The sequence below is a fragment of the Pseudomonas sp. 05N433 genome (assembly GCF_056396925.1).
Genome location: NZ_JBFTML010000001.1, coordinates 98,017 through 121,787, shown reverse-complemented (window position 1 = coordinate 121,787; position 23,771 = coordinate 98,017). Strand labels below are relative to the sequence as shown.

The 23,771-nt window shown below is 61.1% G+C and carries 19 protein-coding genes; 1 reads left to right on the top strand and 18 read right to left on the bottom strand.

Annotated elements, in window-relative coordinates:
* Positions 1 to 103: 103 nt before the first annotated feature.
* Positions 104 to 5,023 (top strand): NEL-type E3 ubiquitin ligase domain-containing protein, encoded by a 4,920-nt coding sequence (locus tag AC1DIS_RS00525; protein WP_477744191.1) that lies wholly within the window; start codon positions 104 to 106, stop codon positions 5,021 to 5,023.
* A 67-nt stretch (positions 5,024 to 5,090) separates the two neighbouring features.
* On the opposite strand, the gene ureC is transcribed toward AC1DIS_RS00525, so the two are convergent.
* From ureC to AC1DIS_RS00435, 18 genes are all read right to left on the bottom strand, one after another.
* The gene (gene ureC, locus AC1DIS_RS00520) at positions 5,091 to 6,791 is read right to left on the bottom strand and encodes an urease subunit alpha (protein ID WP_477744190.1); all 1,701 of its coding nucleotides are present in this window, start codon (positions 6,789 to 6,791) and stop codon (positions 5,091 to 5,093) included.
* A 184-nt stretch (positions 6,792 to 6,975) separates the two neighbouring features.
* The gene (locus AC1DIS_RS00515; RefSeq protein ID WP_018928453.1) at positions 6,976 to 7,284 is read right to left on the bottom strand and encodes an urease subunit beta; all 309 of its coding nucleotides are present in this window, start codon (positions 7,282 to 7,284) and stop codon (positions 6,976 to 6,978) included.
* On the bottom strand, positions 7,284 to 7,817 hold the full coding sequence (locus AC1DIS_RS00510; RefSeq protein ID WP_018928452.1) for a GNAT family N-acetyltransferase: 534 nt from the start codon (positions 7,815 to 7,817) through the stop codon (positions 7,284 to 7,286). The genes AC1DIS_RS00515 and AC1DIS_RS00510 overlap by 1 nt, the downstream gene beginning before the upstream one ends.
* 6 nt (positions 7,818 to 7,823) lie before the next feature.
* Positions 7,824 to 8,357: a GNAT family N-acetyltransferase gene (locus AC1DIS_RS00505; protein WP_018928451.1), complete on the bottom strand. Its 534-nt coding sequence runs from the start codon at positions 8,355 to 8,357 to the stop codon at positions 7,824 to 7,826.
* Between the two features lie 9 nt (positions 8,358 to 8,366).
* Entirely contained in the window at positions 8,367 to 8,669 is a 303-nt protein-coding gene (gene ureA / locus AC1DIS_RS00500) for an urease subunit gamma (protein WP_007937143.1), read from the bottom strand.
* Positions 8,670 to 8,717: 48 nt separating this feature from the next.
* Complete coding sequence (locus AC1DIS_RS00495; RefSeq protein ID WP_477780704.1) at positions 8,718 to 9,557, bottom strand: urease accessory protein UreD; 840 nt, start codon at positions 9,555 to 9,557, stop codon at positions 8,718 to 8,720.
* A gap of 31 nt (positions 9,558 to 9,588) precedes the next feature.
* Positions 9,589 to 10,287: an urea ABC transporter ATP-binding subunit UrtE gene (gene urtE / locus AC1DIS_RS00490; protein WP_477780703.1), complete on the bottom strand. Its 699-nt coding sequence runs from the start codon at positions 10,285 to 10,287 to the stop codon at positions 9,589 to 9,591.
* Positions 10,288 to 10,344: 57 nt separating this feature from the next.
* Positions 10,345 to 11,214 carry an urea ABC transporter ATP-binding protein UrtD gene (gene urtD, locus AC1DIS_RS00485; protein ID WP_477744188.1) on the bottom strand — a complete coding sequence of 290 codons (870 nt, stop codon included), beginning with the start codon at positions 11,212 to 11,214 and terminating at the stop codon, positions 10,345 to 10,347.
* A complete protein-coding gene (gene urtC, locus AC1DIS_RS00480; protein ID WP_105340429.1) occupies positions 11,211 to 12,290 on the bottom strand; it encodes an urea ABC transporter permease subunit UrtC in 1,080 nt (359 codons plus the stop codon). The genes urtD and urtC overlap by 4 nt, the downstream gene beginning before the upstream one ends.
* Positions 12,290 to 13,792, bottom strand: a complete 1,503-nt coding sequence (gene urtB, locus AC1DIS_RS00475; protein WP_230174522.1) for an urea ABC transporter permease subunit UrtB — start codon at positions 13,790 to 13,792, stop codon at positions 12,290 to 12,292. Before urtB ends, urtC begins: the two co-directional genes overlap by 1 nt.
* Positions 13,793 to 13,982: 190 nt before the next feature.
* The gene (gene urtA, locus AC1DIS_RS00470) at positions 13,983 to 15,248 is read right to left on the bottom strand and encodes an urea ABC transporter substrate-binding protein (protein WP_007937152.1); all 1,266 of its coding nucleotides are present in this window, start codon (positions 15,246 to 15,248) and stop codon (positions 13,983 to 13,985) included.
* Positions 15,249 to 15,656: 408 nt separating this feature from the next.
* Positions 15,657 to 16,028 carry a DUF6124 family protein gene (locus tag AC1DIS_RS00465; protein WP_477744187.1) on the bottom strand — a complete coding sequence of 124 codons (372 nt, stop codon included), beginning with the start codon at positions 16,026 to 16,028 and terminating at the stop codon, positions 15,657 to 15,659.
* A 402-nt stretch (positions 16,029 to 16,430) separates the two neighbouring features.
* Entirely contained in the window at positions 16,431 to 17,441 is a 1,011-nt protein-coding gene (locus AC1DIS_RS00460) for a FecCD family ABC transporter permease (RefSeq protein WP_477744186.1), read from the bottom strand.
* Positions 17,438 to 18,385 carry an ABC transporter substrate-binding protein gene (locus AC1DIS_RS00455; RefSeq protein WP_477780702.1) on the bottom strand — a complete coding sequence of 316 codons (948 nt, stop codon included), beginning with the start codon at positions 18,383 to 18,385 and terminating at the stop codon, positions 17,438 to 17,440. The genes AC1DIS_RS00460 and AC1DIS_RS00455 overlap by 4 nt, the downstream gene beginning before the upstream one ends.
* Positions 18,382 to 19,170, bottom strand: coding sequence for an ABC transporter ATP-binding protein (locus AC1DIS_RS00450; RefSeq protein WP_064616049.1), 789 nt, complete (start codon positions 19,168 to 19,170; stop codon positions 18,382 to 18,384). The genes AC1DIS_RS00455 and AC1DIS_RS00450 overlap by 4 nt, the downstream gene beginning before the upstream one ends.
* Positions 19,171 to 19,415: 245 nt before the next feature.
* Entirely contained in the window at positions 19,416 to 20,795 is a 1,380-nt protein-coding gene (locus AC1DIS_RS00445) for a PepSY-associated TM helix domain-containing protein (protein ID WP_477748565.1), read from the bottom strand.
* 153 nt (positions 20,796 to 20,948) lie between these two features.
* Complete coding sequence (locus AC1DIS_RS00440) at positions 20,949 to 23,066, bottom strand: TonB-dependent copper receptor (RefSeq protein WP_477744184.1); 2,118 nt, start codon at positions 23,064 to 23,066, stop codon at positions 20,949 to 20,951.
* A gap of 225 nt (positions 23,067 to 23,291) precedes the next feature.
* On the bottom strand, positions 23,292 to 23,759 hold the full coding sequence (locus tag AC1DIS_RS00435) for a DUF2946 domain-containing protein (RefSeq protein ID WP_138866709.1): 468 nt from the start codon (positions 23,757 to 23,759) through the stop codon (positions 23,292 to 23,294).
* Between the last annotated feature and the right edge of the window lie 12 nt (positions 23,760 to 23,771).

The window sequence follows — 23,771 nt, the reverse complement described above, 5'->3', positions numbered from 1 at the left end:
TTGTTTGTTTTATCGCTATTTTCCAACAGTTATTTAATCTTTTGTTTTTGCAGGTATTGAATAAGCTTGGCGTTCTTCTCAAACGCATAGGGATACATGCGCAATGAATGAATTGTCAGAAGGGGGCGTTTCCAATATCTCTCAAGAGATGACAGCTGGCGCCAATGTTTATTTGAATTATCTTGCAACCAAAGTTCCCGCATTCATAAAGAAACCATCTGTATCAAGTTTTGTATCAACGACTGATATGAAGCCGGACGTTCCCGAGTGGTACATCAAGGCGAGTGCTATCAACCGTCAATATCTCAACGAACTCATCAGTGAGCGGTGGCGGTTGCAAGACAGCCTGGATGACACACTGGGCGATTTGCAAAAGGACATCAATAAGTTCGCCGAACCCTTGCTTGTTCAGGCCCTGAAAGAAAAGCTGAACCTGGATCTGGATGTTCATGCGACATCGGTACGGCTTTATATTCCGGCCCTCCTGGGTTTTGGCGTCGACACCAATGCCAGTCGGCTCAGGCAGTCAACTCTGCTGGAGGCCGCCCTCCATAACTTCGAGGACTCTGAAACCCGTGCTGGCGCCTTTCGTGATGGCTCCGGCATTTTCATTACCGACGCCGAAGGAGCCCTGAGGCGCCATTCATTGACCATCGAAAGTTTTGCGAGCCTTTGCAGGGATCTGGATCTCGGTGCGCAATATCAGCGGCACATCAAAGGGTTGCTGGCCCCTTCGGCGGTTGATGCCAAGGCCTCGCTTGAGCAGCACTTCATCGGGACCGAAAAGGCCGCGTTCAATGAGTCAGCGCTGATTGCCTATTTGAAGAGTGATATCACTTCTTATGCATATGGCAAGTTGCAGCAACTGCGAGACAACCAGACAAACATCACGATGGGCAATCGCCCGTTACAGTCTCATCGGCTGACTCTTTTGGGCGTGAAGCTGTCGGGTATCGTGTTGTTCAGTGCAGTGGCTGATCCGACACGAGTAAAGCGAATCTACAACAGCCTGGTTCCGGCAGACCAACGAACAATGCTGGAGTGGTCGCGCAAACTGGCCATTTTACCCGGGCAGGAGTTTGATCAATTCAAACTGCTCAAGGCCTTTTTTGCCAACGGGCCAAGCGGTGTGGTCGACGAGGTGCTGGGCAGGAACGATATTTTTACGCAGAGCCGGCTCGATGGCACCTTGATCGCCTACGTACCTGACGACCCTGAACATCCCTTGAAGGAATATTCGTCCTTCACCGACTTCATGAAGGAGCTGACGAGCCAGTTGCGCTCGTCGGACTATCAGCAGTTCTTCAGTCGGTTCGTACCGCAAAAAGACCAGGGCAGGTTTTTCGCTCGCGTCAGGGAGCGCTTCAGCACCTTCACCTGGCAGCAGCGGGAGCCGTTGAACATGGGGCCATGGTGGCGGGAAACCGCAGTGGAAAACCCCGACGCAGAACCGATCACCCATGTGATCGAAGGCGCGCTCTGGCCTCAGTTCAGTCGATGGCGGCGCGACAAGGCCATCGCCGATGCGCGACATATCGCCGTGCCCACTGGCGATGAAGATGCCAATGCCCGCTGGGCGCGGCTGAGGAGTTACGCGAACATCGGCTGGAATGTGTTCAACTTCGGCGCAATGCTGGTGCCTGGCCTGGGGGAGGCCATGTTGGGCGTGATGGTCGGGCAAATGCTGCTCGAAACCATGGAGGGCATTGAGGACTGGAGCAAGGGAGACAAGGAAGAAGCGTCGGCGCTTCTGTGCGGTGTCCTGATCAATGCTGCCCAGTTGGCAATCATGGCGGCAGGGCATGTTTTACCCACGGGCGCAGCGCCAGCGGTCCGGCCTTCATCTTTTGTCGAACAGCTGAAGCCGGTGGTGCTCGCTGACGGCAAGACCCGTCTCTGGAATCCGGACCTGAGTCCGTATGAACATCAAGTCAGTCTGAGTCCGGGTACGAAGCCAAACGAGCGAGGCCTGTATCTGCACAACGATCAGGAATTCCTGTCGATCGGCGGTAAATACTTTGCGGTGCAAGACGATCCACTCACGGGGCAACCGCGGATTCTCCATCCGGATCGAGCGATGGCCTACCAACCGAAGCTTGAACACAATGGCGCAGGCACCTGGCATACCGAGCTCGACCGCCCTGTCGAATGGACCTCGACCGAGCTCATGCGGCGGTTGGGGGCGAGGGTAGAAACGTTCGACGATGCAACGCTTGAGCAGATCCGGATCGCCAGTGGCGTCGAAGCAGATGTGCTGCGTCGGCTGCATGTCGAAAACGAAGCACCGCCGGCGTTGCTGGTCGACACGATCGAACGGTTCAAGACGTGGTCGGACACGGGGAAGCTGCCACGGAGCGGTCTGTCGCCATCAGACAATGCCAATGTGCGGGTGCTTCAGGATGCTTTTGCACAATTGCCCGACGGCGTGGCCGAGGAACTGCTGGCCGCCGCTGCTCCGGCGGATTTGCGAGCACTGGCCGAACAAAAGCGCATTGCCTTGCATCTGCGGCAACAGGTGCGGGCGGCCTTGCTGGAAGTACGTTTGGCGCGCGCCTATGAAGGGCTGTTCCTTGACTCGATGCACGCTCCGGATACGGAACGGCTGGCGCTGCACACCCTGGAAACCTTGCCGAACTGGCCGGGCGACGTGCGCATTGAAGTTCGCGAACATTCGTTCACCGGGCACCTGCGCGACAGCATTGGCCCGGAGAACGCACGTACGCGCAAAGTGCTGGTCAGCACGGACGAGGGCTATGAAGCGCGGGATGCCGAGGATAACCATCTGCGGGGTGCCGACGATCTTTTTTCATCCGTCTTGCACGCTCTGCCCGACGCCGAACGCAAAGCGCTGGGGTACGAGATCTATCAAGGCGCGAACCTCAAACGCAGTGTTCAAAATGCCCCGTTGGCGCGTGACAAGCTGCATCCGATGCTGGCGGACAACCCTCTGCGCAAGCCCGCCTACGATCCCGAAGCGATGAAGTTGCGCGGTGGCATGTTTGCCCCCCAGGGCATTCGACAACTGACAGGCCGAGTGACGCCGCAGGAGCGGGTCAGGAGTGTACGCCCCGGCTGGACGGAAACCGAGGCCCAGGCTTACCTGGACGGCGGGGGCGACGACGTTACTCCGGAACAGCGGGCAAGCGCATTGGAGGCGGAGTTCGATCGTCTCAATGCCAATTTCCGGCACTGGCTCAATTTACCCACCGAAGCGTTCAGGTACAGCCCTGCCGGCATTGCCGAATGGCAGACCCGAAACTCGATCTACACAACCATTCGCCAGTGCTGGCAGCACACCGGGCCCAGGGATGTGGACCCTTTGGGAAATATGTACGGGACAGCGCTTGATTTCAGAAACGTTCCCCTGGGGCGACACTTGGGAAGCATGCCTCTGTTGGAAGCCGATTTTCAGCACGTCACCAGCCTGAACTTGCTGGGCACTGGAATGAACGATGCCCACGTCACGTTTCTGGTTCATTTTCCGAAACTCCGTTCGCTGAATCTCACCGGTAACCAGCTCACGCAATTTCCTCGTGCGGTGGGGCGAATGCGTGGGCTGACCGAACTGAACCTCGGTGATAACCGGATTGTGCTGGATGCCCAGGGAGCTACCTATTTGAGATGGCTCTCCCGGCTGAAAAGTCTGGATCTGCAAGGAAACCCGTTGGGGAGAGTGCCCGATATCGGTGGGATGCGCATGCTGCATACCCTGATGCTGGGTGACACCGGGATTGATACCTGGCCGGAGGGGCTGTTCGCTCAACCCAGGTTCCGGCATTTTTACCTGAGCCTGCAGCGCAACGAACTGACCGTTATCCCGCAGGTTACGCCCGGCTCAGCCTCCGCGGAGCTGTTGGCGCGCACGGTATTGAATCGCGATCCGCCGTGGTTGTCGGCCGAGAACCTGGAAACGCTCAGAGGTTATATCCGGTCCGTCGGCCTGGACCCCGATCGTCCGTATCCGCCTCGCGGCGTGCGCGACAGTCTTGATTGGGAGGAAGGCTTGACGCGACCTGAGTGGGTGGCCAAACAGGATGTTTGGAACAGCGTTGAGGATGAGTTCGGCTCAGTGCCTTTTTTCAATCAGATCAGGAAGCTCACCCAATCAACCGCCTTCAGAACCGACAAAGCCTTCAGGGTGGACATGACGCAAAAGCTCTGGCGAATGCTGGAGGCCATGTCCAAGGACAGCGAGCTGCGGCGCAATCTTTTCGTCATGGGCAGGGAGGAGGTCACTAACTGTGTTGACGCCGGGGCGCAGTTGTTCAATGCGATGGGCGTAGAAGTGCTGATCCATGAGGCTTACGCATTGGCCAACCCGGGCCTGGTGGAGGCCGAACTGGTGCAGCTGGCCAGAGGCAAGTCGCGGCTGGACGAGTTGAGCCGGATCGCCCACAAAGTGGTTGCCGAGCGCCTGGAAAATGGTGAGCAATTCAGGACTGTCGATGCTGAGGGCGCAGTGTCGGGAAGTATCGATGAAGTCGAGGTCCACCTGGCTTACATGACGGATCTGGCAGAGCGACTGGACCTGCCCTGGCAGTCCCGTGATTTGCAATTTCGCACGCACACCGGTGTGACTCCCGAGATGATCGAGAGTGCGTATCAGCGGGTCATGGAGCTGGAAACCGGCGATTTACTGCGTGATTCGATCATCGAACAACCGTTCTGGGAAACATACCTACGGGGCACAAATCGAAGCGCCTTCAAGGTTTTCAGGCACCGAATCGATGCAACGACTGAGTTTTACATGGCGCTTGAAAAGAGGGCCTCCGAACCGAACCTTTCGTTGCAGGCAAAGGCCGATCTGAAGCAGGAGCTCCGGGTACTCGCCGCTGAACTGGGTAAGCTGGAAAGCGAAATTGCTCCGGGCCAGGTCATGACTGACCAAGCCTATGCCGCCGAGTTGAACCTGATCGATATCGAAATGAAAACGCTGCTTAAAACCCTGACCCAACAGGCGATGGATCGGGCGAAACTGCAAAGGGTGGACATCGCCTTTATGAACGCACCAGCAACGGATTGACCTGAGAAACAGCTAACCCGGTACGAAGAATGACACCCCTCGTGCCGGGTTTATGCCTGACCGAATCTCAAAACAGGAAGTAACGCTGAGCCATCGGCAACACATCCGCTGGCTCGCACCAGAGCAAGACACCGTCGGCCTTAACCTGATAAGTCTGCGGGTCAACGTCGATGTTCGGCAGGTAATCGTTGTGAATCAAATCGGTTTTCTGCACCTCGCGACAGCCTTTGACCACCGCGATTTTCTTCTTCAGCCCCAAGGCTTCAGGCAAGCCCGCCTCCTGCGCGGCCTGGCTGATAAAGGTCAGGCTGGTGGCATGCAACGAGCCGCCGTAACTGGCGAACATCGGGCGGTAGTGCACTGGTTGCGGCGTTGGAATAGACGCGTTGGCGTCACCCATCAGGCTGGCCGCAATGGCACCGCCCTTGAGGATCAGCGTTGGCTTTACCCCGAAAAACGCTGGACGCCAGAGCACCAGATCCGCCCACTTGCCCACTTCGACCGAGCCCACTTCATGGCTGATCCCGTGGGTGATCGCCGGGTTGATGGTGTACTTGGCGATGTAGCGTTTGGCGCGGAAGTTGTCATTGCCTTCGCCATCTTGTGGCAGCGGACCGCGCTGCTTCTTCATTTTGTCGGCGGTCTGCCAGGTGCGGGTGATGACTTCGCCGACGCGGCCCATGGCCTGGCTGTCGGAGCTGATCATCGAGAAGGCACCGAGGTCATGCAGGATGTCTTCGGCAGCAATGGTTTCGCGGCGGATGCGGCTTTCGGCGAAGGCCACGTCTTCGGCAATGCTCGGGTCCAGGTGGTGGCAGACCATCAGCATGTCGAGGTGCTCGTCGATGGTGTTGCGGGTGAACGGCCGGGTCGGGTTGGTCGAGCTCGGCAGCACGTTGGCGAAACCGCAGGCCTTGATGATGTCCGGCGCATGACCTCCACCAGCACCTTCGGTGTGATAGGTGTGGATGGTGCGGCCCTTGAAGGCGGCGAGGGTGGTTTCGACGAAGCCGGACTCGTTGAGGGTGTCGGTGTGGATGGCGACCTGGACGTCGTATTGGTCGGCCACTGTCAGGCAGTTGTCGATGCTCGCGGGCGTGGTTCCCCAGTCTTCGTGCAACTTCAGGCCGATGGCGCCGGCCTTGACCTGCTCGATCAACGGTTCTGGCAGGCTGGCGTTGCCCTTGCCGGTGAGGCCGATGTTCATCGGGAACGCATCGGCGGCCTGGAGCATGCGCGCCAGGTGCCATGGCCCGGAGGTGCAGGTGGTGGCGTTGGTGCCGGTGGCCGGTCCCGTGCCGCCGCCGATCATGGTGGTGACGCCGCTCATCAGCGCTTCTTCGATCTGCTGCGGACAGATGAAGTGGATGTGGGTGTCGATGCCGCCGGCGGTGAGGATCATGCCTTCACCGGCGATCACTTCGGTGCTGGCGCCGACCGCGATGGTGACGTTGGGCTGGATGTCCGGGTTGCCGGCCTTGCCGATGGCGGCGATGCGCCCGTCCTTGAGGCCGACGTCGGCCTTGACGATGCCCCAGTGGTCGATGATCAGCGCGTTGGTGATCAGGGTGTCGACGACATCGCGTGCCAGCCGTTGGCTTTGGCCCTGGCCGTCGCGAATGACTTTGCCGCCGCCGAATTTCACTTCTTCGCCGTAGGTGGTGAAGTCCTGTTCCACTTCGATCCACAGTTCGGTGTCGGCCAGGCGGACCTTGTCACCGACGGTGGGGCCGAACATGTCGGCGTAGGCTTGTCTTGAGATTTTCATGCGCTTGCCTTGAAAGTGAAGTGCGGTAGTCCGCGGTCCATTGTGGCGAGGGAGCTTGCTCCCGTTCGGCTGCGCAGCAGTCGTAAAATCTGCCGCTCCGATTATTCAGATAGATCGCACCAGCTGTGTTGCGAGCGCTTCGCACTCGAGCGGGAGCAAGCTCCCTCGCCACAGGGTTTGCGTGTCAGTCGAGGTCGCCCATGATCCTGCCGGCAAACCCGAACACCCGGCGATGCCCGGCCAGGTCCACCAGCTCGACCTCGCGGCTCTGCCCCGGTTCGAAGCGCACTGCGGTGCCGGCGGGGATGTTCAGGCGCATGCCGCGGCTGGCGACGCGGTCGAAGGTCAGCGCGTCGTTGGTTTCGAAAAAGTGGTAATGCGAGCCGACCTGGATCGGCCGGTCGCCGCTGTTGGCCACCTTCAGGCTGACAGTGCGTCGGCCCACGTTAAGCTCGATGTCGCCGGGCTGGATCTGGTACTCACCGGGAATCATCACTGGGCTCCTTGGAGAATCTTGTAGTAGAGGGCGGTCGGTTTGTAGCGCCCGTTCGGGTCGCAGGCGTAGTCCGGAATTTCGCCGGCACGGGTGTAACCCAGGGCCTTGTAGAAGTCTTCGGCGGGGGAGCCGGCCTCGGTGTCGAGGTAGAGCATGCCGCGCTTGTGCTGGCGGGCGGCGAGCTCCAGGGCATGCATCAACTGCTGGCCCAGGCCGCGACGACGGGCGTGTTCACGCACCAGCAGTTTCTGCACTTCGGCGCGATTCAGCCCATTGGCTTTCTGGCACAGGTTCAGTTGCACACTGGCCTGCACCTGTTCGTCCTTGACCACCACCCACAGCAGCACGTTGCCTTTGTTCAGGTTGTCTTGGACTTCATCGAAATGGGCTCGGGCCTGGGTGGCGTCCAGATCCGCCATGAACCCGACGCTGGCGCCATAGCCGACGGCGTCGAGCAGCAGATCAATCAATCCCTGACGATAGTGCGCAAAGCTTTCAACATTGACGCGTCGCAGTTGGGCGGCGTTCATGGGGCATCACTCCTTGTGGGGATCGGGTGGCATTGCGCCCGGATCGAGGATCAGTTGCATGAAGGTCAGGTCCAGCCAGCGGCCGAACTTGGTACCCACCTGCGGCATTTGGCCGGTGACGACAAAACCGGCCCGATCGTGCAGCCGGATCGAGGCGCTATTACCGCTTTCGATGGCGGCGACCATCACGTGTTTGTTGCAGCCTTTGGCGCGCTCGATCAGCGCTGCCATCAGTTGCGGGCCGAGGCCATTGCCGCGTTGGTCGTTGCGCACGTACACCGAGTGCTCAACCGTGTGGCGGAACCCGTCGAACGGCCGCCAGTCACCGAATGAAGCGTAGCCGAGTACGTTGTCGTCGCCGTCGACGATCACCAGAATCGGATAGCCCTGGGCTTGCCGCGCGCTGAACCAGGCCTGGCGGTTGCCCAGGTCCACGGCCTGTTCGTTCCAGATCGCCGTGGTGTTGAGCACCGCGTCGTTGTAGATGTCGCGGATCGCCGGCAGATCGGCGTGCAGCGCATCGCGGATGTGGTAAGTCATGGCGCAGCCTCAGGCGATCGGTTGGTGAACGGTGACCAGTTTGGTGCCGTCGGGAAACGTCGCTTCGACCTGGATCTCCGGGATCATTTCCGGGATGCCTTCCATCACTTGCTCGCGGCTGAGCAGGGTGGTGCCGTAGTGCATCAGCTCGGCCACGGTCTGGCCGTCACGCGCGCCTTCGAGCAGCGCCGCGGAAATGTAGGCCATGGCCTCCGGGTAATTGAGTTTCACGCCGCGAGCCAAACGCCGCTCGGCCACGAGGCCGGCGGTGAAGATCAGCAGCTTGTCTTTTTCGCGTGGGGTCAGGTCCATCGTAGAAATCCATAATCGGCAGTTAAAAAGTCTTCTGTAGGAGCGTATTCAGGTGGCCCATATTCTGGGCGGAACGGCTTCGCGGCCGAGCAACGCAGGCCGGAGCAATCGCCACAATTCAATTAGCCAACCCCGTGCCAACAACGCCTCGCTGGCCAGGCACCGGGCGACCAACAGCCCCGGTAGCTGCGTCAGATCCCCGCGCACCTCATTGGGCAGCGAGCGGCACTTCTCCAGCAATTCACTATCAATCTCTCCGGTCACCAGCAACGTCGCAAACACCGGTTGCCCATCCAGCCCGATCGGCGAGTCCAGCAAACCGTCATCCCCGGTAATGCGCTGGCGTTCGTGCCAGAGCAACTGGCCGTCGCGGCGGATATCCAGGTGGGCCTGGAAGTGCCCGAGGTCGAAGCGCTCGCCACTGGCCGGACGCCCCAGCGCGACCACGTCCCAGTAGAACAACCGGGCATCGCCCTCAAGATCAATGCTCGTGCTGAGTTCAGCCTGAGCGGCGCTGAAGATAATCGTCTCTTGCGGCAGCCACTCCAACGTAGCACCGGCGGYAACGTGCAAGTCGAGTTTCTGATATGCCGGCCCGGCCGCGCGATACCACTTGGCGGCGCCGGGGCTGGTGATTTGCGCCCAGGCGTGCGTGCCGACGCTGGCCGATATATCCAGCCGATCACCGCCGGCAATCCCCCCCGGCGGGTGGACGATGATGTGCTGACACACCTCGGGGCCTTCGGCATACAAGTGCTTCTGCACCCGCAGCGGGCCTTGATGACGGCGCTGTACCGGGCGGGTGCTGGCGCCGAAACGGGCGTAGCCCAGCTCCAGCTCGGCATGCCAGCTCGGGGTAAACAGCGCAGTGGGGAGAGGTAAATTCATATCGTCTAATTTATCGTCAGAAGGCTGCAGGTTAGATCGTAACCAGCCCGCGCACACCTTCGGCTTCCATATTTTCGCCACGACCCTGCTGCACGATCTCGCCCCGGGACATCACCAGGTACTGATCGGCCAGCTCGGCGGCGAAATCGTAGAACTGCTCCACCAGCAAAATCGCCATGTCGCCACGGGCTGCGAGCTTTTTGATTACCGCGCCGATTTCCTTGATCACCGACGGCTGGATGCCTTCGGTGGGCTCATCGAGAATCAGCAGCCGTGGACGACTGGCCAATGCCCTGCCGATCGCCWGCTGCTGTTGCTGACCGCCGGACAAGTCACCGCCACGCCGTTGCTTCATTTGCAGCAGCACCGGGAACAGCTCGTAGATGAACGCCGGGACTTCCTTGGCCTCGGAGCCAGGAAACCGCGACAGGCCCATCAGCAGGTTTTCTTCCACGGTCAGCCGGCCGAAGATTTCCCGGCCCTGAGGCACGTAGGCGATACCGGCATGCACCCGTTGGTGCGGCTTGAACGTGGTGATCGGTTTACCTTCCCAGTTCACCGCGCCCTCCTTGGCCGGCAGCAAACCCATCAGGCATTTGAGCAAGGTGGTCTTGCCCACGCCGTTGCGCCCGAGCAGGCAGGTGACTTCGCCGACCTTCACCTCAAACGTCAGGCCCCGCAGGATGTGGCTACCGCCGTAGTACTGGTGCAGCTTGTCGACTTGCAGCATCTTCAAATTCCCCCTGTGATCGTTCCCACGCAGAGCGCGGAATCGATCAATTGCTCATCAGCGGCCGAGGTAGACCTCGATCACCCGCTCATTGTCCTGCACCTGCTCCAGCGACCCTTCGGCCAGCACGCTGCCCTGGTGCAACACGGTGACGTGGTCGGCGATCGAGCCGACGAAGCCCATGTCGTGTTCCACCACCATCAGCGAATGCTTGCCGGCCAGGCGCTTGAACAGCTCGGCGGTGAATTCGGTTTCGGCGTCGGTCATGCCCGCCACCGGCTCGTCGAGCAACAGCAGTTGCGGGTCTTGCATCAGCAGCATGCCGATTTCCAGAAACTGCTTCTGCCCGTGAGACAACAACCCTGCCGGGCGATTGACCGAACTGGTCAGGCGAATGGTTTCCAGCACTTCACTGATGCGATCTTTTTGTTCACCACTCAGGCGAGCCCGCAAACTGGCCCACACCGACTTGTCGGTTTTCTGCGCCAGCTCCAGGTTTTCGAACACGCTCAGGGCTTCGAACACGGTTGGTTTCTGGAACTTGCGACCGATACCAGCCTGGGCGATTTCCACTTCGCTCATCTGCGTCAGGTCCAGGGTTTCACCGAACCAGGCCTTGCCGTGACTGGGGCGAGTCTTGCCGGTGATCACGTCCATGAGCGTGGTTTTGCCCGCGCCGTTGGGGCCGATGATGCAGCGCAATTCGCCGACGCCGATGTACAGGTTCAGATTGTTGAGGGCCTTGAAACCATCGAAGCTGACGCTGATGTCTTCCAGGGTCAGGATGGTGCCGTGCCGCGTATTCAGGCCGGGGCCGACGCGTTGGCCGAGGCCAATGGCATCGCGGCTGCTGCCGGCATCCTTGTTGGGCTGCGGTGGGAAAAAGGCCGGTTCGAGCATGAATTCAGCCGTTGCAGTGATCCTCATTGTTCACCCCTTTTCTTCAGCAGCCCGATCACACCCTTAGGCAGGTACAGCGTCACGACGATGAACAGCGCGCCGAGGAAGAACAGCCAGTATTCCGGAAACGCCACGGTGAACCAGCTCTTCATCCCGTTGACCACACCGGCACCCAGCAGCGGGCCGATCAGCGTGCCGCGCCCCCCCAAGGCAACCCAGACCGCCGCTTCGATCGAGTTGGTCGGCGACATTTCGCTCGGGTTGATGATCCCGACTTGCGGCACATACAACGCCCCCGCCAGGCCACACAACACCGCACTCAACACCCAGACAAACAGCTTGAAGCCGCGCGGGTCGTAGCCGCAAAACATCAGGCGGTTCTCGGCATCGCGCAACGCGGTCAGCACCCGGCCGAACTTGCTTTGCGCCAGCCGCCAGCCGATGAACAGGCTCGCCACCAGCAACAGTACCGTGGCGAAAAACAACACCGCGCGAGTCCCCGGTTCCGTGATGCCAAACCCGAGAATGCTGCGGAAGTTGGTGAAGCCGTTGTTGCCGCCAAACCCGGTTTCGTTGCGGAAAAACAGCAGCATCCCGGCGAAGGTCAGGGCTTGGGTCATGATCGAGAAATACACGCCCTTGATCCGCGAGCGGAAGGCGAAGAAACCGAACACCAGCGCCAGCAATCCCGGCGCCAATACCACCAGGCACATGGCCCAGAGGAAGCTGCTGGTGCCGGTCCAGTACCACGGCAATTCGGTCCACGACAGGAACGTCATGAACGCCGGCAAGCCGTCACCCGAGGCTTGGCGCATCAGGTACATGCCCATCGCATAACCGCCGAGGGCGAAGAACAGACCGTGGCCCAGCGATAGCAAACCGGCGTAGCCCCAAACCAGATCGAGGGCCAGGGCGACGATGGCGTAGCAAAGGATTTTGCCCACCAGCGTCAATGTGTAGGCCGAGACGTGAAAAACGCTGACGGGCGATAACAGCGACAGCAGCGGCAACGCCAGCAGCAAAACGAGAATCACCGCGCCAACAGCGATGGTGACTTTGGGGCCGGCCTTTTGTGTAGCCGTGAGCATCAGGGGCTGATTCATCAGTCGATCACCCGTCCTTTCAGTGCGAAGAGGCCTTGCGGACGTTTCTGGATGAACAGAATGATCAACGCGAGGATCAGGATTTTGCCCAGCACCGCACCGATCTGCGGTTCGAGAATCTTGTTGGCGATGCCCAGGCCGAATGCAGCCAACACGCTGCCGGCCAATTGACCGACACCGCCGAGCACCACCACCAGGAACGAATCGATGATGTAGCTCTGGCCGAGGTCCGGGCCGACGTTGCCGATCTGGCTGAGCGCCACGCCACCGAGGCCGGCGATGCCCGAGCCTAAGCCGAAGGCGAGCATGTCGACACGCCCGGTCGGCACCCCGCAGCACGCCGCCATGTTGCGGTTCTGGGTGACGGCGCGCACGTTCAAGCCAAGGCGCGTCTTGTTCAACAGCAGCCAGGTCAGCACCACCACAAACAAGGCAAACGCGATGATCACGATGCGGTTGTATGGCAGCACCAGGTTGGGCAGTACCTGGATCCCGCCCGACAACCACGCCGGGTTGGCCACTTCGACGTTCTGCGCACCGAACACCAACCGCACCAACTGGATCAGCATCAGGCTGATGCCCCACGTGGCGAGCAGGGTTTCCAGCGGGCGGCCGTAGAGGTGGCGAATCACCGTGCGCTCCAGCGCCATGCCGATGGCGGCGGTAACGAAAAACGCCACCGGCAGCGCAATCAGCGGATAGAACTCGATGGCTTGTGGGGCGAAGCGCTGGAACATCAGCTGCACCACGTACGTCGAGTACGCGCCGAGCATCAGCATCTCGCCGTGGGCCATGTTGATCACCCCGAGCAGGCCGAAGGTGATCGCCAAGCCCAATGCCGCGAGCAGCAGAATCGAACCCAGGGACATGCCACTGAAGGCCTGGCCGAGCATCTCACCGATCAGCAGTTTGCGTTTGACCTGGGCCAGGCTGGTTTCGGCGGCGGTGTGCACACTGGCGTCGGCTTCGACGCCGGGTTCGAGCAAGCCTTCGAGGCGGGTGCGGGCCAGCGGGTCGCCGGTTTCGCCGAGCAAACGCACGGCGGCGAGGCGCACGGCGGGGTCACTGTCGACCAGTTGCAGATTGGCCAAGGCCAGGCTCAGGGCGGCGTGAACGGTTTCGTCTTGTTCGTTAGCCAGTTGCTGGTCGAGGAATTTCAGCTGCGCCGGTTTGGCGCTTTTCTGCAATTGCTGCGCGGCGGCCAGACGGGTTTTGGCGTCGGCGGCGAGCAATTGGTGGCTGGCCAAAGCGGTGTCGATCAGACCCCGCAGGCGATTGTTCAGGCGCAGGGTTTTCGGTTGGCCATCGATGGTCAGCTCGCCTTGTTGCAGGGCGTTGATCAGTTCGATACGGGCCGGATCGGGCTGCGCGGCCCAGGTTTCCAGAAGCTTGGCTTGCTGCACGGGATTGGCCGCGACGAAGTCTTCGGCGTCGCCGGCGTGGGTGACCATCGGCAGTAACAGTGCGATGGCAAGGATCAAGCGGTAAAAGGCAGTGGGCATGTCAGTGTCCTTGCGCGGACTAAGTGTGGGAGCAAACTTTGTGGCGAGGGAGCTTGCTCCCGCTGGACTACGCAGTAGTCCCGTTTTTTGGGGCCGCTTCGCAGCCCAACGGGGGCAAGCCCCCTCACCACAAAGCCCGCTCACACAGGAGTTGTGTCGGGCCTGAGCTCCATGCTCAGGCCCCAGTGGCTCAGTTGCTCTTCACCGCATACTCCGGCTTCTTGTCGTTACCCGGGATGAACGGGCTCCACGGTTGGGCGCGGATCGGCCCTTCGGTCTGCCACACCACGTTGAACTGACCGTCGGCCTGAATCTCGCCGATCATCACTGGCTTGTGCAGGTGGTGGTTGGTCTTGTCCATGGTCAGGGTGTAGCCGGACGGTGCGGCAAAGGTCTGGCCGGCCAGGGCTTCGCGGACTTTGTCGACGTCGGTGGATTTGGCCTTCTCGGCGGCTTGCGCCCACATGTGGATGCCGACGTAAGTGGCTTCCATCGGGTCGTTGGTCACCGCTTTGTCGGCGCCCGGCAGGTTGTGTTTCTTGGCGTAGGCTTTCCAGTCATCGACGAACTTCTTGTTCACCGGGTTTTCCACCGACTCAAAGTAGTTCCACGCCGCGAGGTTGCCCACCAGCGGTTTGGTGTCGATGCCGCGCAATTCCTCTTCACCCACGGAGAACGCCACGACCGGTACGTCGGTGGCTTTCAGGCCCTGGTTGGCCAGCTCTTTATAGAACGGCACGTTGGAGTCGCCGTTGACGGTGGAGATGACCGCCGTCTTGCCACCGGCKGAGAATTTTTTGATGCTGGCCACGATGGTCTGGTAATCGCTGTGGCCGAACGGGGTGTAGACCTCTTCGATATCCTTGTCCGCCACACCTTTGGAGTGCAGGAACGAGCGCAGAATCTTGTTGGTGGTGCGCGGGTAGACATAGTCGGTGCCGAGCAGGAAGTAGCGCTTGGCGCTGCCGCCTTCTTCGCTCATCAGGTATTCCACTGCCGGAATCGCCTGCTGGTTGGGCGCCGCGCCGGTGTAGAACACGTTCGGCGACATCTCTTCGCCTTCGTATTGCACCGGGTAGAACAGCAGGCCGTTGAGCTCTTCGAACACCGGCAGCACCGATTTACGCGACACCGAGGTCCAGCAACCGAACACCACCGCCACCTTGTCCTGGGTCAGCAGCTGCCGGCCCTTTTCGGCGAACAGCGGCCAGTTCGATGCCGGGTCCACGACCACAGGCTCCAGCATCTTGCCGTTCACGCCGCCCTTGGCGTTGATTTCGTCGATGGTCATCAACGCCATGTCTTTGAGCGAAGTTTCAGAGATCGCCATGGTCCCGGACAACGAATGCAGAATACCGACCTTGATGGTCTCGGCGGCCTGGACAGTCCAGGTCATGCCCATCGCGGCAATGCTTGCCGTGAGTGTGAAAGCCTTGATCAAACTGCGACGCTTCATTGTGCGATCTCCATGAACGTTAAAGTTTTTTATGGTTGGCAGATGCGGACGACTGAAGGCTGTTTTGCAAGGGCTGTGCCCGGTCGGGGACGGGCAAGGAAATGTCGTATTAGAGTGGTAGCGGGGTTTGCGTGACGCACCATGAAGGGACGGGGCTGGCGCGTTGGTGCGAGAAGATGCGCCACATTGGGGCGAAGAATTGCCCCAATGCCGGTCAGTTAAGGTAAAGGCGCTGTGAATACAAAACCTGTGGCGAGGGGGCTTGCCCCCGTTGGGTCGCGAAGCGGCCCCAAAACCTGCAACTGCGGTGTATCGGGTGCACCGCGTGCAATGGTTTTACGACTGCTTCGCAGCCGAACGGGGGCAAGCCCCCTCGCCACAAAGGCTCGTTCCCAAAGAGTGGGGGGGCTATGCCGGGTCGACGTTATCCAGCGCCCGGTTTACCGCCAGCTCCGCCAGCATGATGCTCTGTTGAATCGCCAGCGCCGTGTAGCGCTGCGGGGCGGTCAGGTCGTTGGCGAAGTCGCTGGCCAGGACACTCGCCGTGGCTAACGATTCACAGGCGTGGGCCAGCAGGCTTTCGGTATCCATATTCGGGGCGACGATGAACATGGTGCTGGGGCGGCGGGGTTTTTCGGTGTAGGGCGCCGGGGGATCGAGATAGTAGTCGAGGGCGCGTTTTATGGCTTCGCGGTCTTTGAGCAGGTCTTCAGCGCGCAAGGTTTCGGGGTCGGGAGTGCTGGTGTTGACGGGTGGATCGGGAACAATTTTTTTATTCATTAGGGGCACCAAATCAAATGGAGCCACCACTTATCGTTTCTCACGCGATGAAGGGGTGGCAGCTATGTGCGGAGTGAGAAACCGGTCGTACCCCAAACCCGGCCGGACCGAAGTCCGCCCGCACACAGCCGCCATAGAGCATTGCACGCAGCGGTAAGCTGGCGGCAATTATGGTGGTACTGATGTTGGATTAACAGGGCTACCGGGTTCTCACGCCCGATCGCTGAGTTGTCAGCGACAGCCAAAGACTAGAGAGCCCGCTTCCGACGGACAACCTGAAAGATGCGTGGGAAAGGTCTGAGTTCTGATACATCCGTTAAACATTCAAAGCGGAACGCGGAGCGTCCCTGGCGGCATTCCCACGCAGGAGCGTGGGAACGATCACCCTGTGGGAGCGGTGAGTCAGCGCCGGCGCATAAGACCGATGAAGAACAGCCCGCCAATCGCGGCGGTGGCGACGCCGATGGGCAGGTCTTCCGGGGCGATCAGGGTGCGTGCGGCCACGTCGACCCAGACGAGGAACAGGCTGCCCAACAACACGCACACCGGCAGCAACCGCCGATGCTCGGCACCCACCAATCGCCGGGCAATGTGCGGCACCATCAGCCCGACAAAACCAATCGAGCCGCTGATGGACACCAGCACCCCGGTCATCAGCGAGGCAATCAAAAACACCCGCAGCCGTACGGTGCGGGCATTGAGGCCCAGGGTCACGGCGGTCTGTTCACCGGCCATCAACGCATTCAACGGCCGGGCCATGCCCAGCAACAACACCAACCCGAGCAACACACTCGCGGCGGGCACGGCAAGCAATTCCCAACGCGCCAGCCCGAGGCCGCCGAGCATCCAGAACATCACCGCCGAACTGGCGCGATGGTCACCGAGAAACAGCAGCAGGTTGGCAATCGCCATCATCACGAACGACACCGCGACACCGCACAGCAGCAACCGATCACTGTCCAGCCGCCCATGACGGTTGGCGATCATCAGCACGATCAGCATGCTCAACAGCGCGCCGATAAACGCCGCGATGGGCAAGGTCAGCAGGCCGACGATTTCACCGACATGCAACACCACGATCACCGCGCCGAGGGTCGCGCCGGAGGTCACGCCCAACAAGTGCGGATCGGCCAATGGATTGCGCGTCACCGCTTGCAGCACCGCACCGATCAGCGCCAGGCCGGCGCCCACCAGCGCGCCGAGCAACATGCGCGGCACGCGGATCAGCCAGACGATGTGTTCCTGGCCGGCCGTCCAGTTCTGCTCGCCAACACCGAGCGCCTTGTGCAGCAGAATCCGCCACACCACGTCCACCGGCACCCGCGCCGGGCCAAAACCCAGCGACACCACACACGACATCAGCAACAGCACGCCGAGGCCGATCAGCAACAAGGCATAGCGACGGTCGATCATTCGCCGTGGAAACCCTTGGCCAGGGTTTCGACCGCCAGCACGTTGTCGATCCCCGGGGTGGCCTGTACGTAAGGAATGACGATGAAGCGCTGGTTCTTGATCGCGTCCACCGATTGCAGGGCCTGGTTGTTCAGCAAAAACTGCTCCTTCTGTTCAGCGGTGACTTCGCCGTAATCGACGATCACGATCACCTGCGGATTACGCTCGACCACGTTTTCCCAGTTGACCCGGGTCCAGCTCGCCTCGACGTCATCGAGAATGTTGCGCCCGCCGGCCGCGTCGATCAGCGCCTGCGGCATGCCCAGGCGCCCGGAGGTCATGGCCCGGTCTTCACCGCTGTCGTAGAGAAATACCMGAGGCTTGTCCGCTGGCAGATCCTGGCGCACCTCGGCGACTTGCGCCTGCATCCGGGCGATCACGGCGTTGGCGCGATCCTGCACGTCGAAGATTTTGCCGAGGTTGCGCAGGTCGTTATAGGTGTCATCCAGGCTGGCCGGTGGGCGCTTCATCACGAACGCGCAGGACTCGGTGAGTTCGTAGACGTTGATCCCCAGTGGTTGCAGGGTTTGCGGCGTGAGGTCACCACCGACGCGCATGCCGTAGTCCCAACCGGCGAAGAAGAAATCGACGTTGGCGTTGAGCAGGGTTTCCACCGACGGATACTTGGCTGCCAGCTCCGGCAAGCCATCGAGGATGGTCTGCATCTGGGGCGTCACCGATTTCCAGCCGGTCACGCCGCTGTAGCCGGCCATCCTGGGTTTGAGACCGAGGGCGAGCATCATCTGAGTCATGTTGATGTCATGGCTGACCGCGTGTTTCGGCGCTTGCTTGAAGGTCACTGCGCGGTTGCAACTCTGGACAGTCAGCGGGTATTTCGTGGCCTCGGCGAAGGCATGGGCACTGCCCAGCAACAACGCGACGCAAAGCAGGGAACGCAAAGTCATGGTTGGGTTATCCAGGTGATTCGTGGGTAGCCGTGCAAGGGATGGTCATCGATCAGGGCGTCGACGCCGAACACGTTGTGCAAAAGGTGTGTGGTCAGGACTTCTTTGGGGGTGCCACTGGCCACGATGCGACCGTGATGGATCACGTACAGCCGATCGCAGAAGGCTGCCGCCAGATTGAGGTCGTGGATGCTCGCCAATGTGCCGATCTGCAGGCGTTTGACCAGTTGCAGCAGTTCCAGTTGATAGCGCGGGTCGAGGTGGTTGGTCGGCTCATCGAGGATCAGCAATTGCGGTTGCTGGGCCAGGGCGCGGGCGAGGATCACGCGCTGCTTTTCACCGCCGGACAGGGTGGCGAAGGCGTGGTCTTCGAAGCCCTTGAGGCCGACTGATTCCAGGGCGTGGGCCGCGAGGTTGCGGTCGTGCACGGTGTCGCCGTCGAACAGTCCTTTGTGCGGCGTGCGGCCCATGGCGACCACTTCATCGACGGTCAGGCCGAAGGCGTCGGGAAATTCCTGCAACACCACGGCGATGCGTTGCGCACACCAGCGTGAGGACTGCTTCCAGACGTTGTGATGGTCGAGTTTTATCTCGCCATGTTCCGGTTTGCTGAAGCGATAAGCGCACCGCAGCAGGCTGGTTTTACCGCTGCCGTTGGGGCCGATCAACCCGACGAACTCACCGGCTGCCACGTGCAAGGAGGCGTCACGCAGCTGGAACTGGTGATGGCAGTGGCCGTGGCCCAGGGGTGTCCAGGCGAGGTTGGTGAGGTTCAGCGAGGTCATTTCATTCCTGATGATCGTTCAAGCCAGCACACACCTGTGGCGAGGGAGCTTGCTCCCGCTCGGCTGCGCAGCAGTCGTAAAACCCTACAACGCGGTATCCCCTCAGAAACCGCGGCGTCAGGTTTGGGGTCGCTGCGCAACCCAGCGGGAGCAAGCTCCCTCGCCACAAAAACTTGGCGGTTTGCCAAGGACTCAATGCTGGCCCGCATTGTATTGGCTTTACGCGTACGCGTATCTCGCCTGTTTCATGATGAAGGTGAGGTGGATTCAATTTGCCGGCCCAGGCGCGACAGCAGCCCCCAATCCAATAGCCACACGACAACCAGCGAAGCCCCCACCAACGGAAACATCACCGCCAGGGCGAGCATGATGACCATTGCGGTTTTCCATTTCGGCAGGTCGTGACGCAACGGTGGCACACCGAACTTGCCCTGTGGCCGACGCTTCCACCAGATCACCACGCCGCTGACGGCGCTGAGCAAAATCATCAGGCAGATCAGCAGCACGATGATCTGATTGAACGGGCCGAACATCTTGCCTTCGTGCAGCATCACGCCGACTTCCGTGGCGCGGGCGACGTTGCTGTAATGCTGCCAGCGCACGTCGGCGAGGACGTCGCCGGTGTACTGGTCGACGTGCAGGGTGGCGTCGTTGCGCGGGTCGTCGGCGAACACCGCGATGGTGAACACGCCGGTGGCGGTGGTCGGGAAGGTGATGCTGTAGCCGGGCTCGACCTTGCGCTGCACGGCAATGTTTTGCACGTCTTGCAGGCTGATGGTCGGCGCCGCCGGGCCGGCTTGCGTGCTGGCGTGAGCCATGTGTTCGGCATGGTCGCCAGACATTGGCATCGGCGTGTTTTCCATGGCCCACGGCACGGTCTGGCGTGTGGCGCTGTTGAGGCTGCGGGCCTCGACGTCGGACTTGGGCACGTCATTCCACATGGCGACCGGAAAGCGGTTCCAGAGGTCGGCGTATTGCTTGCCCCAGAAGCCGGTCCAGGTCATGCCGCTGAGCAGCATCACCAGCAAAAGCGCCGAGCCCCAGAACCCGGTCACTGCGTGCAAGTCACGCCACAGCACACGTCCGCGACGGCTGAGGCGCGGCCACAGCACGCCGGCGTACTGACCACGCGGCCACCACAAAAATACCCCGGAGACCACCAACACCACACCCCATCCGGCGGCCAGCTCCACCAGCCGATCACCGACGGTGCCGATCATCAACTCGCCGTGAATCGAGCGTGCGAGCGCCTGCAGATTGTTCTTCGCGTCTTGCTCGCCGAGGATATCGCCGTGGTACGGATCGATGAACACGTTCAGTTCATGACCTTCATTGATCACCACGAATTGCGCGCTGCGTTCGGCGTTGACCGGCGGCAGGTATTGTTTGATCCGGGCTTGTGGATACGCCTCTTTCACCCGTTTGAGCAGGTCGTCGGCGGCCACGGTGTGATGACCGGCCGGGATGTTCATCAGGCTGCCGTACATCAATGGATCGAGTTGCGGTTTGAACAGGTAGACGATGCCGGTCAGGGCCAGCATCACCATGAACGGCGCGACGAACAGGCCGGCGTAGAAATGCCAACGCCAGGCCAGGTTGTAGAAATTCGGTTTGGGCTGTTTCACTTCGAGTGCTCCGCTAGGCTTGGATCTTTTGTAATTGTCTGGTGACTGCTGCGCAGTCGTTCGCGGGCAAGCCTCGCTCCTACAGGTTCAGGTTGTTCGCAATAACCACATCCGACACAAACCCTGTAGGAGCGAGGCTCGCCCGCGATGCTCTTAGAAGCTCATGTCGACCTTGGTCCAGAGCGTGCGCCCCGGTTCGTTGATGGCTTGCGGATCATTGGCCGGGAAGCCGAAACCGGCGTTACCGGCCAGGTTCAGGTGTTCGGCGTAGGCCTTGCCGAACAAGTTGTCGACGCCGCTGCTGACCTTCCAGTTCTTGTTGATCCGGTACGCGCCGTTGAGCGAGAACACGCCGAACCCCGAGCTTTTGTCGAAGTCTTTGCCGACCACGTTGCCCTTGTTCCGGTCGATGCGGTTTTGCGCCGCGACCACCCGCCACAAGGCGCCGGCGCTCCAGTTGTCTTCGCTGTAGGTCAGGCCGAAACGTGCATCCAGCGGTGGCATTTGCGGCAGGGCAGTGCCGTCGCTGCTGTTCTTGCCCCAGGCATAGGCCAGGGTCGCATCGGCTTTCCAGTTGGCCGTCAGTTTGTAGGCTGCACCGAGTTCGCCGCCCATGATTCGCGCGTCGATGTTCTCGGCTTGCGAGGTCATGCCCATCATTCCCGGCGTGTAGTTGAACAGGATGTAGTCACGCACCTGCCCGACATATCCCGAGGCCCAGGCTTCGAGGTCGGCGGTCTTGTATTGCAGGCCGAAGTCGAGCTGGGTGGTTTTCTCCGGCTTGATCGCGTCGAACGCATTCACCGAACCGGCAGGGCCGGACTTGGGTGAAAACAGCTCCCAGTAATCCGGGAAACGCTGGGCATGGCCGAGGCCCGCATACAGCGTGGTCGGGCTGTCGGCCAGGTCATGCTCGTAACGCACGAAACCGCTGGGCAGGGTATCGGCGCGGGTGTCGTCGGCGGTCGGGTTGGGGCGGGCCATCATCCCGGAGCCGATGGTCTGCCGATAATCCTTGGCCGAAGCACGGTCCAGTCGTGCGCCAGTGATCAGCCGATCACGGTCGGCGGCGTACCAGGTCAGTTCGCTGAACACGCCGTAGTTGTGGAAGTCGGCGTCCTTGTTGCGCGGCACATCCTTGTAGGCGTCGACGCCCATGGCGCTGCGTTGGCGGTGTTCGTTGGTTTGCGCGTCCAGGCCACTGATCAGTTGCACATCGGCCCAGCGCCAGGTGGCTTTGATCCGCGCGCCGAGGGTTCGGCGATCGACATTGGAGGCCATGGGACCGGCCATCATCCCGGTGCCGGACGGCGTGCGCAGGGTGTAGTTGTCCATCACGTGGTCGGCGTAGTTGTAGTAGACCTGCGCCTCGACCTTATCCAGCACTTCACCGATGTTCGACTGCTCGAAGCGCAGGCCCAGGCTTTCGCGCAAGAACTGCGAACCGTCCATGCCACGCCCGGCGTAACGGGCTTCGCCGTCGCCTTTGCCGGCAGTCAATTCCAGCAGGGTGTCGGCGTTCGGCGTCCAGCCCAGCGCTATATCACCGTTCCATTTGTCGTAGCGCGAGGGCACGGTGTCGTTGTTGCCGTCCTTGTAGTCATCGGAGTGCGCGGTGTTGCCGATCACGCGCACGTAACCCAGCGGCCCGCCAGCGGCGGCATCCACCACTTTGTCGAAGCGGCCGTTGGAGCCGGCCAATACGCTGGCATTCACCCGGGTGCCGAGTTCGCCGAAGCTTTCCGGCTCCCGGTCGAACAGGATGGTGCCGGCGGAGGCGCCGGGGCCCCAGAGCACGGTTTGCGGGCCTTTGATCACGGTGAGTTTGTCGTAGGTTTCCGGTGAGATGTACGAGGTCGGAGCGTCCATCCGGCCGGGGCAGGCGCCGAGCATCATGCTGCCGTTGGTGAGGATATTCAGGCGCGAACCGAACATGCCGCGCAGCACCGGGTCGCCATTGGTGCCGCCGTTGCGCACCAGCGCGAAGCCGGGGATGGTCTTCAGATAATCACCACCGTCGCTGGCCGGCACCGGTTGGCGCGGGTCCTTGGGGTTGGTGACGACGGTCAGCGGCGAGCTCGGCGCGATGGCGGTGATCACCGTCGGGCTCAGTTCTTCGGTGTGGCCGGCGTGTTCATCGGCCAGCACCATTGGCGTCAGCAACAAGCCGCAAAGAACAGCGGTGGCGTGCCTGAAGCGAACGCGGGATGGGTTCAGGGCAAAAAAAGCCTGGGCAGCGCCCAAACGTGTGTCAGCAGAAAACCTGGACATGACAATTTCCATCGAACAGTCGTAAACGACACGGCCGGCAGCCGACGCAAATTCCTGTAGGAGCGAGCTTTTGTGGCGAGGGAGCTTGCTCCCGCTGGGCTGCGCAGCGGCCCCTTTTGTGAGTGCTGCGCACTCAGGCGGGAGCAAGCTCCCTCGCCACAAAAAAATCGCCCCCACAGGTTGCTTGGGTTGACTTGCGGACCGTGTGGGATCGGAGGTGGGTGTTTACGCGACGATGGGCGGGGCGCGGGTGCGGGCGCCAGGGAAGAAGGTTTGCCGGGCGTGGCCCAGGCGGGTGGCGGGTGTGGTGAAGGTGGTGGCGGACGGGGTGTCGAACGCGGTGAATGAAGTGCCACCGGTGAGTGCCGGGCAATTGAACAGCAGGCTGCAATAGCCGCATTTTTCCCACAGCGCGTGATGCTCGGCTGTCGGCCGGCAGTGTTCGGCAACCGGTTGTGCGTCGTGGTCGGCGTGCTCCATCGCCGACATGTCCGAGCCCATGTCCATCGACATGTTCATGGACATGCCTATCGCCATGCTCGAAGCAGCCGCGCGCGAATCCATCGGCATCGACTGAGAAATCAGTGGGCCGATAAAGATCATCAGCATGGCGAACAGGCTGATCCAGCTGCCGCGGGTCAGGCTCATTGGCTGACGGCGGCGCACGGATGGCCTGGCGCTATGCGGGCGCATAGGCGTTTTCAA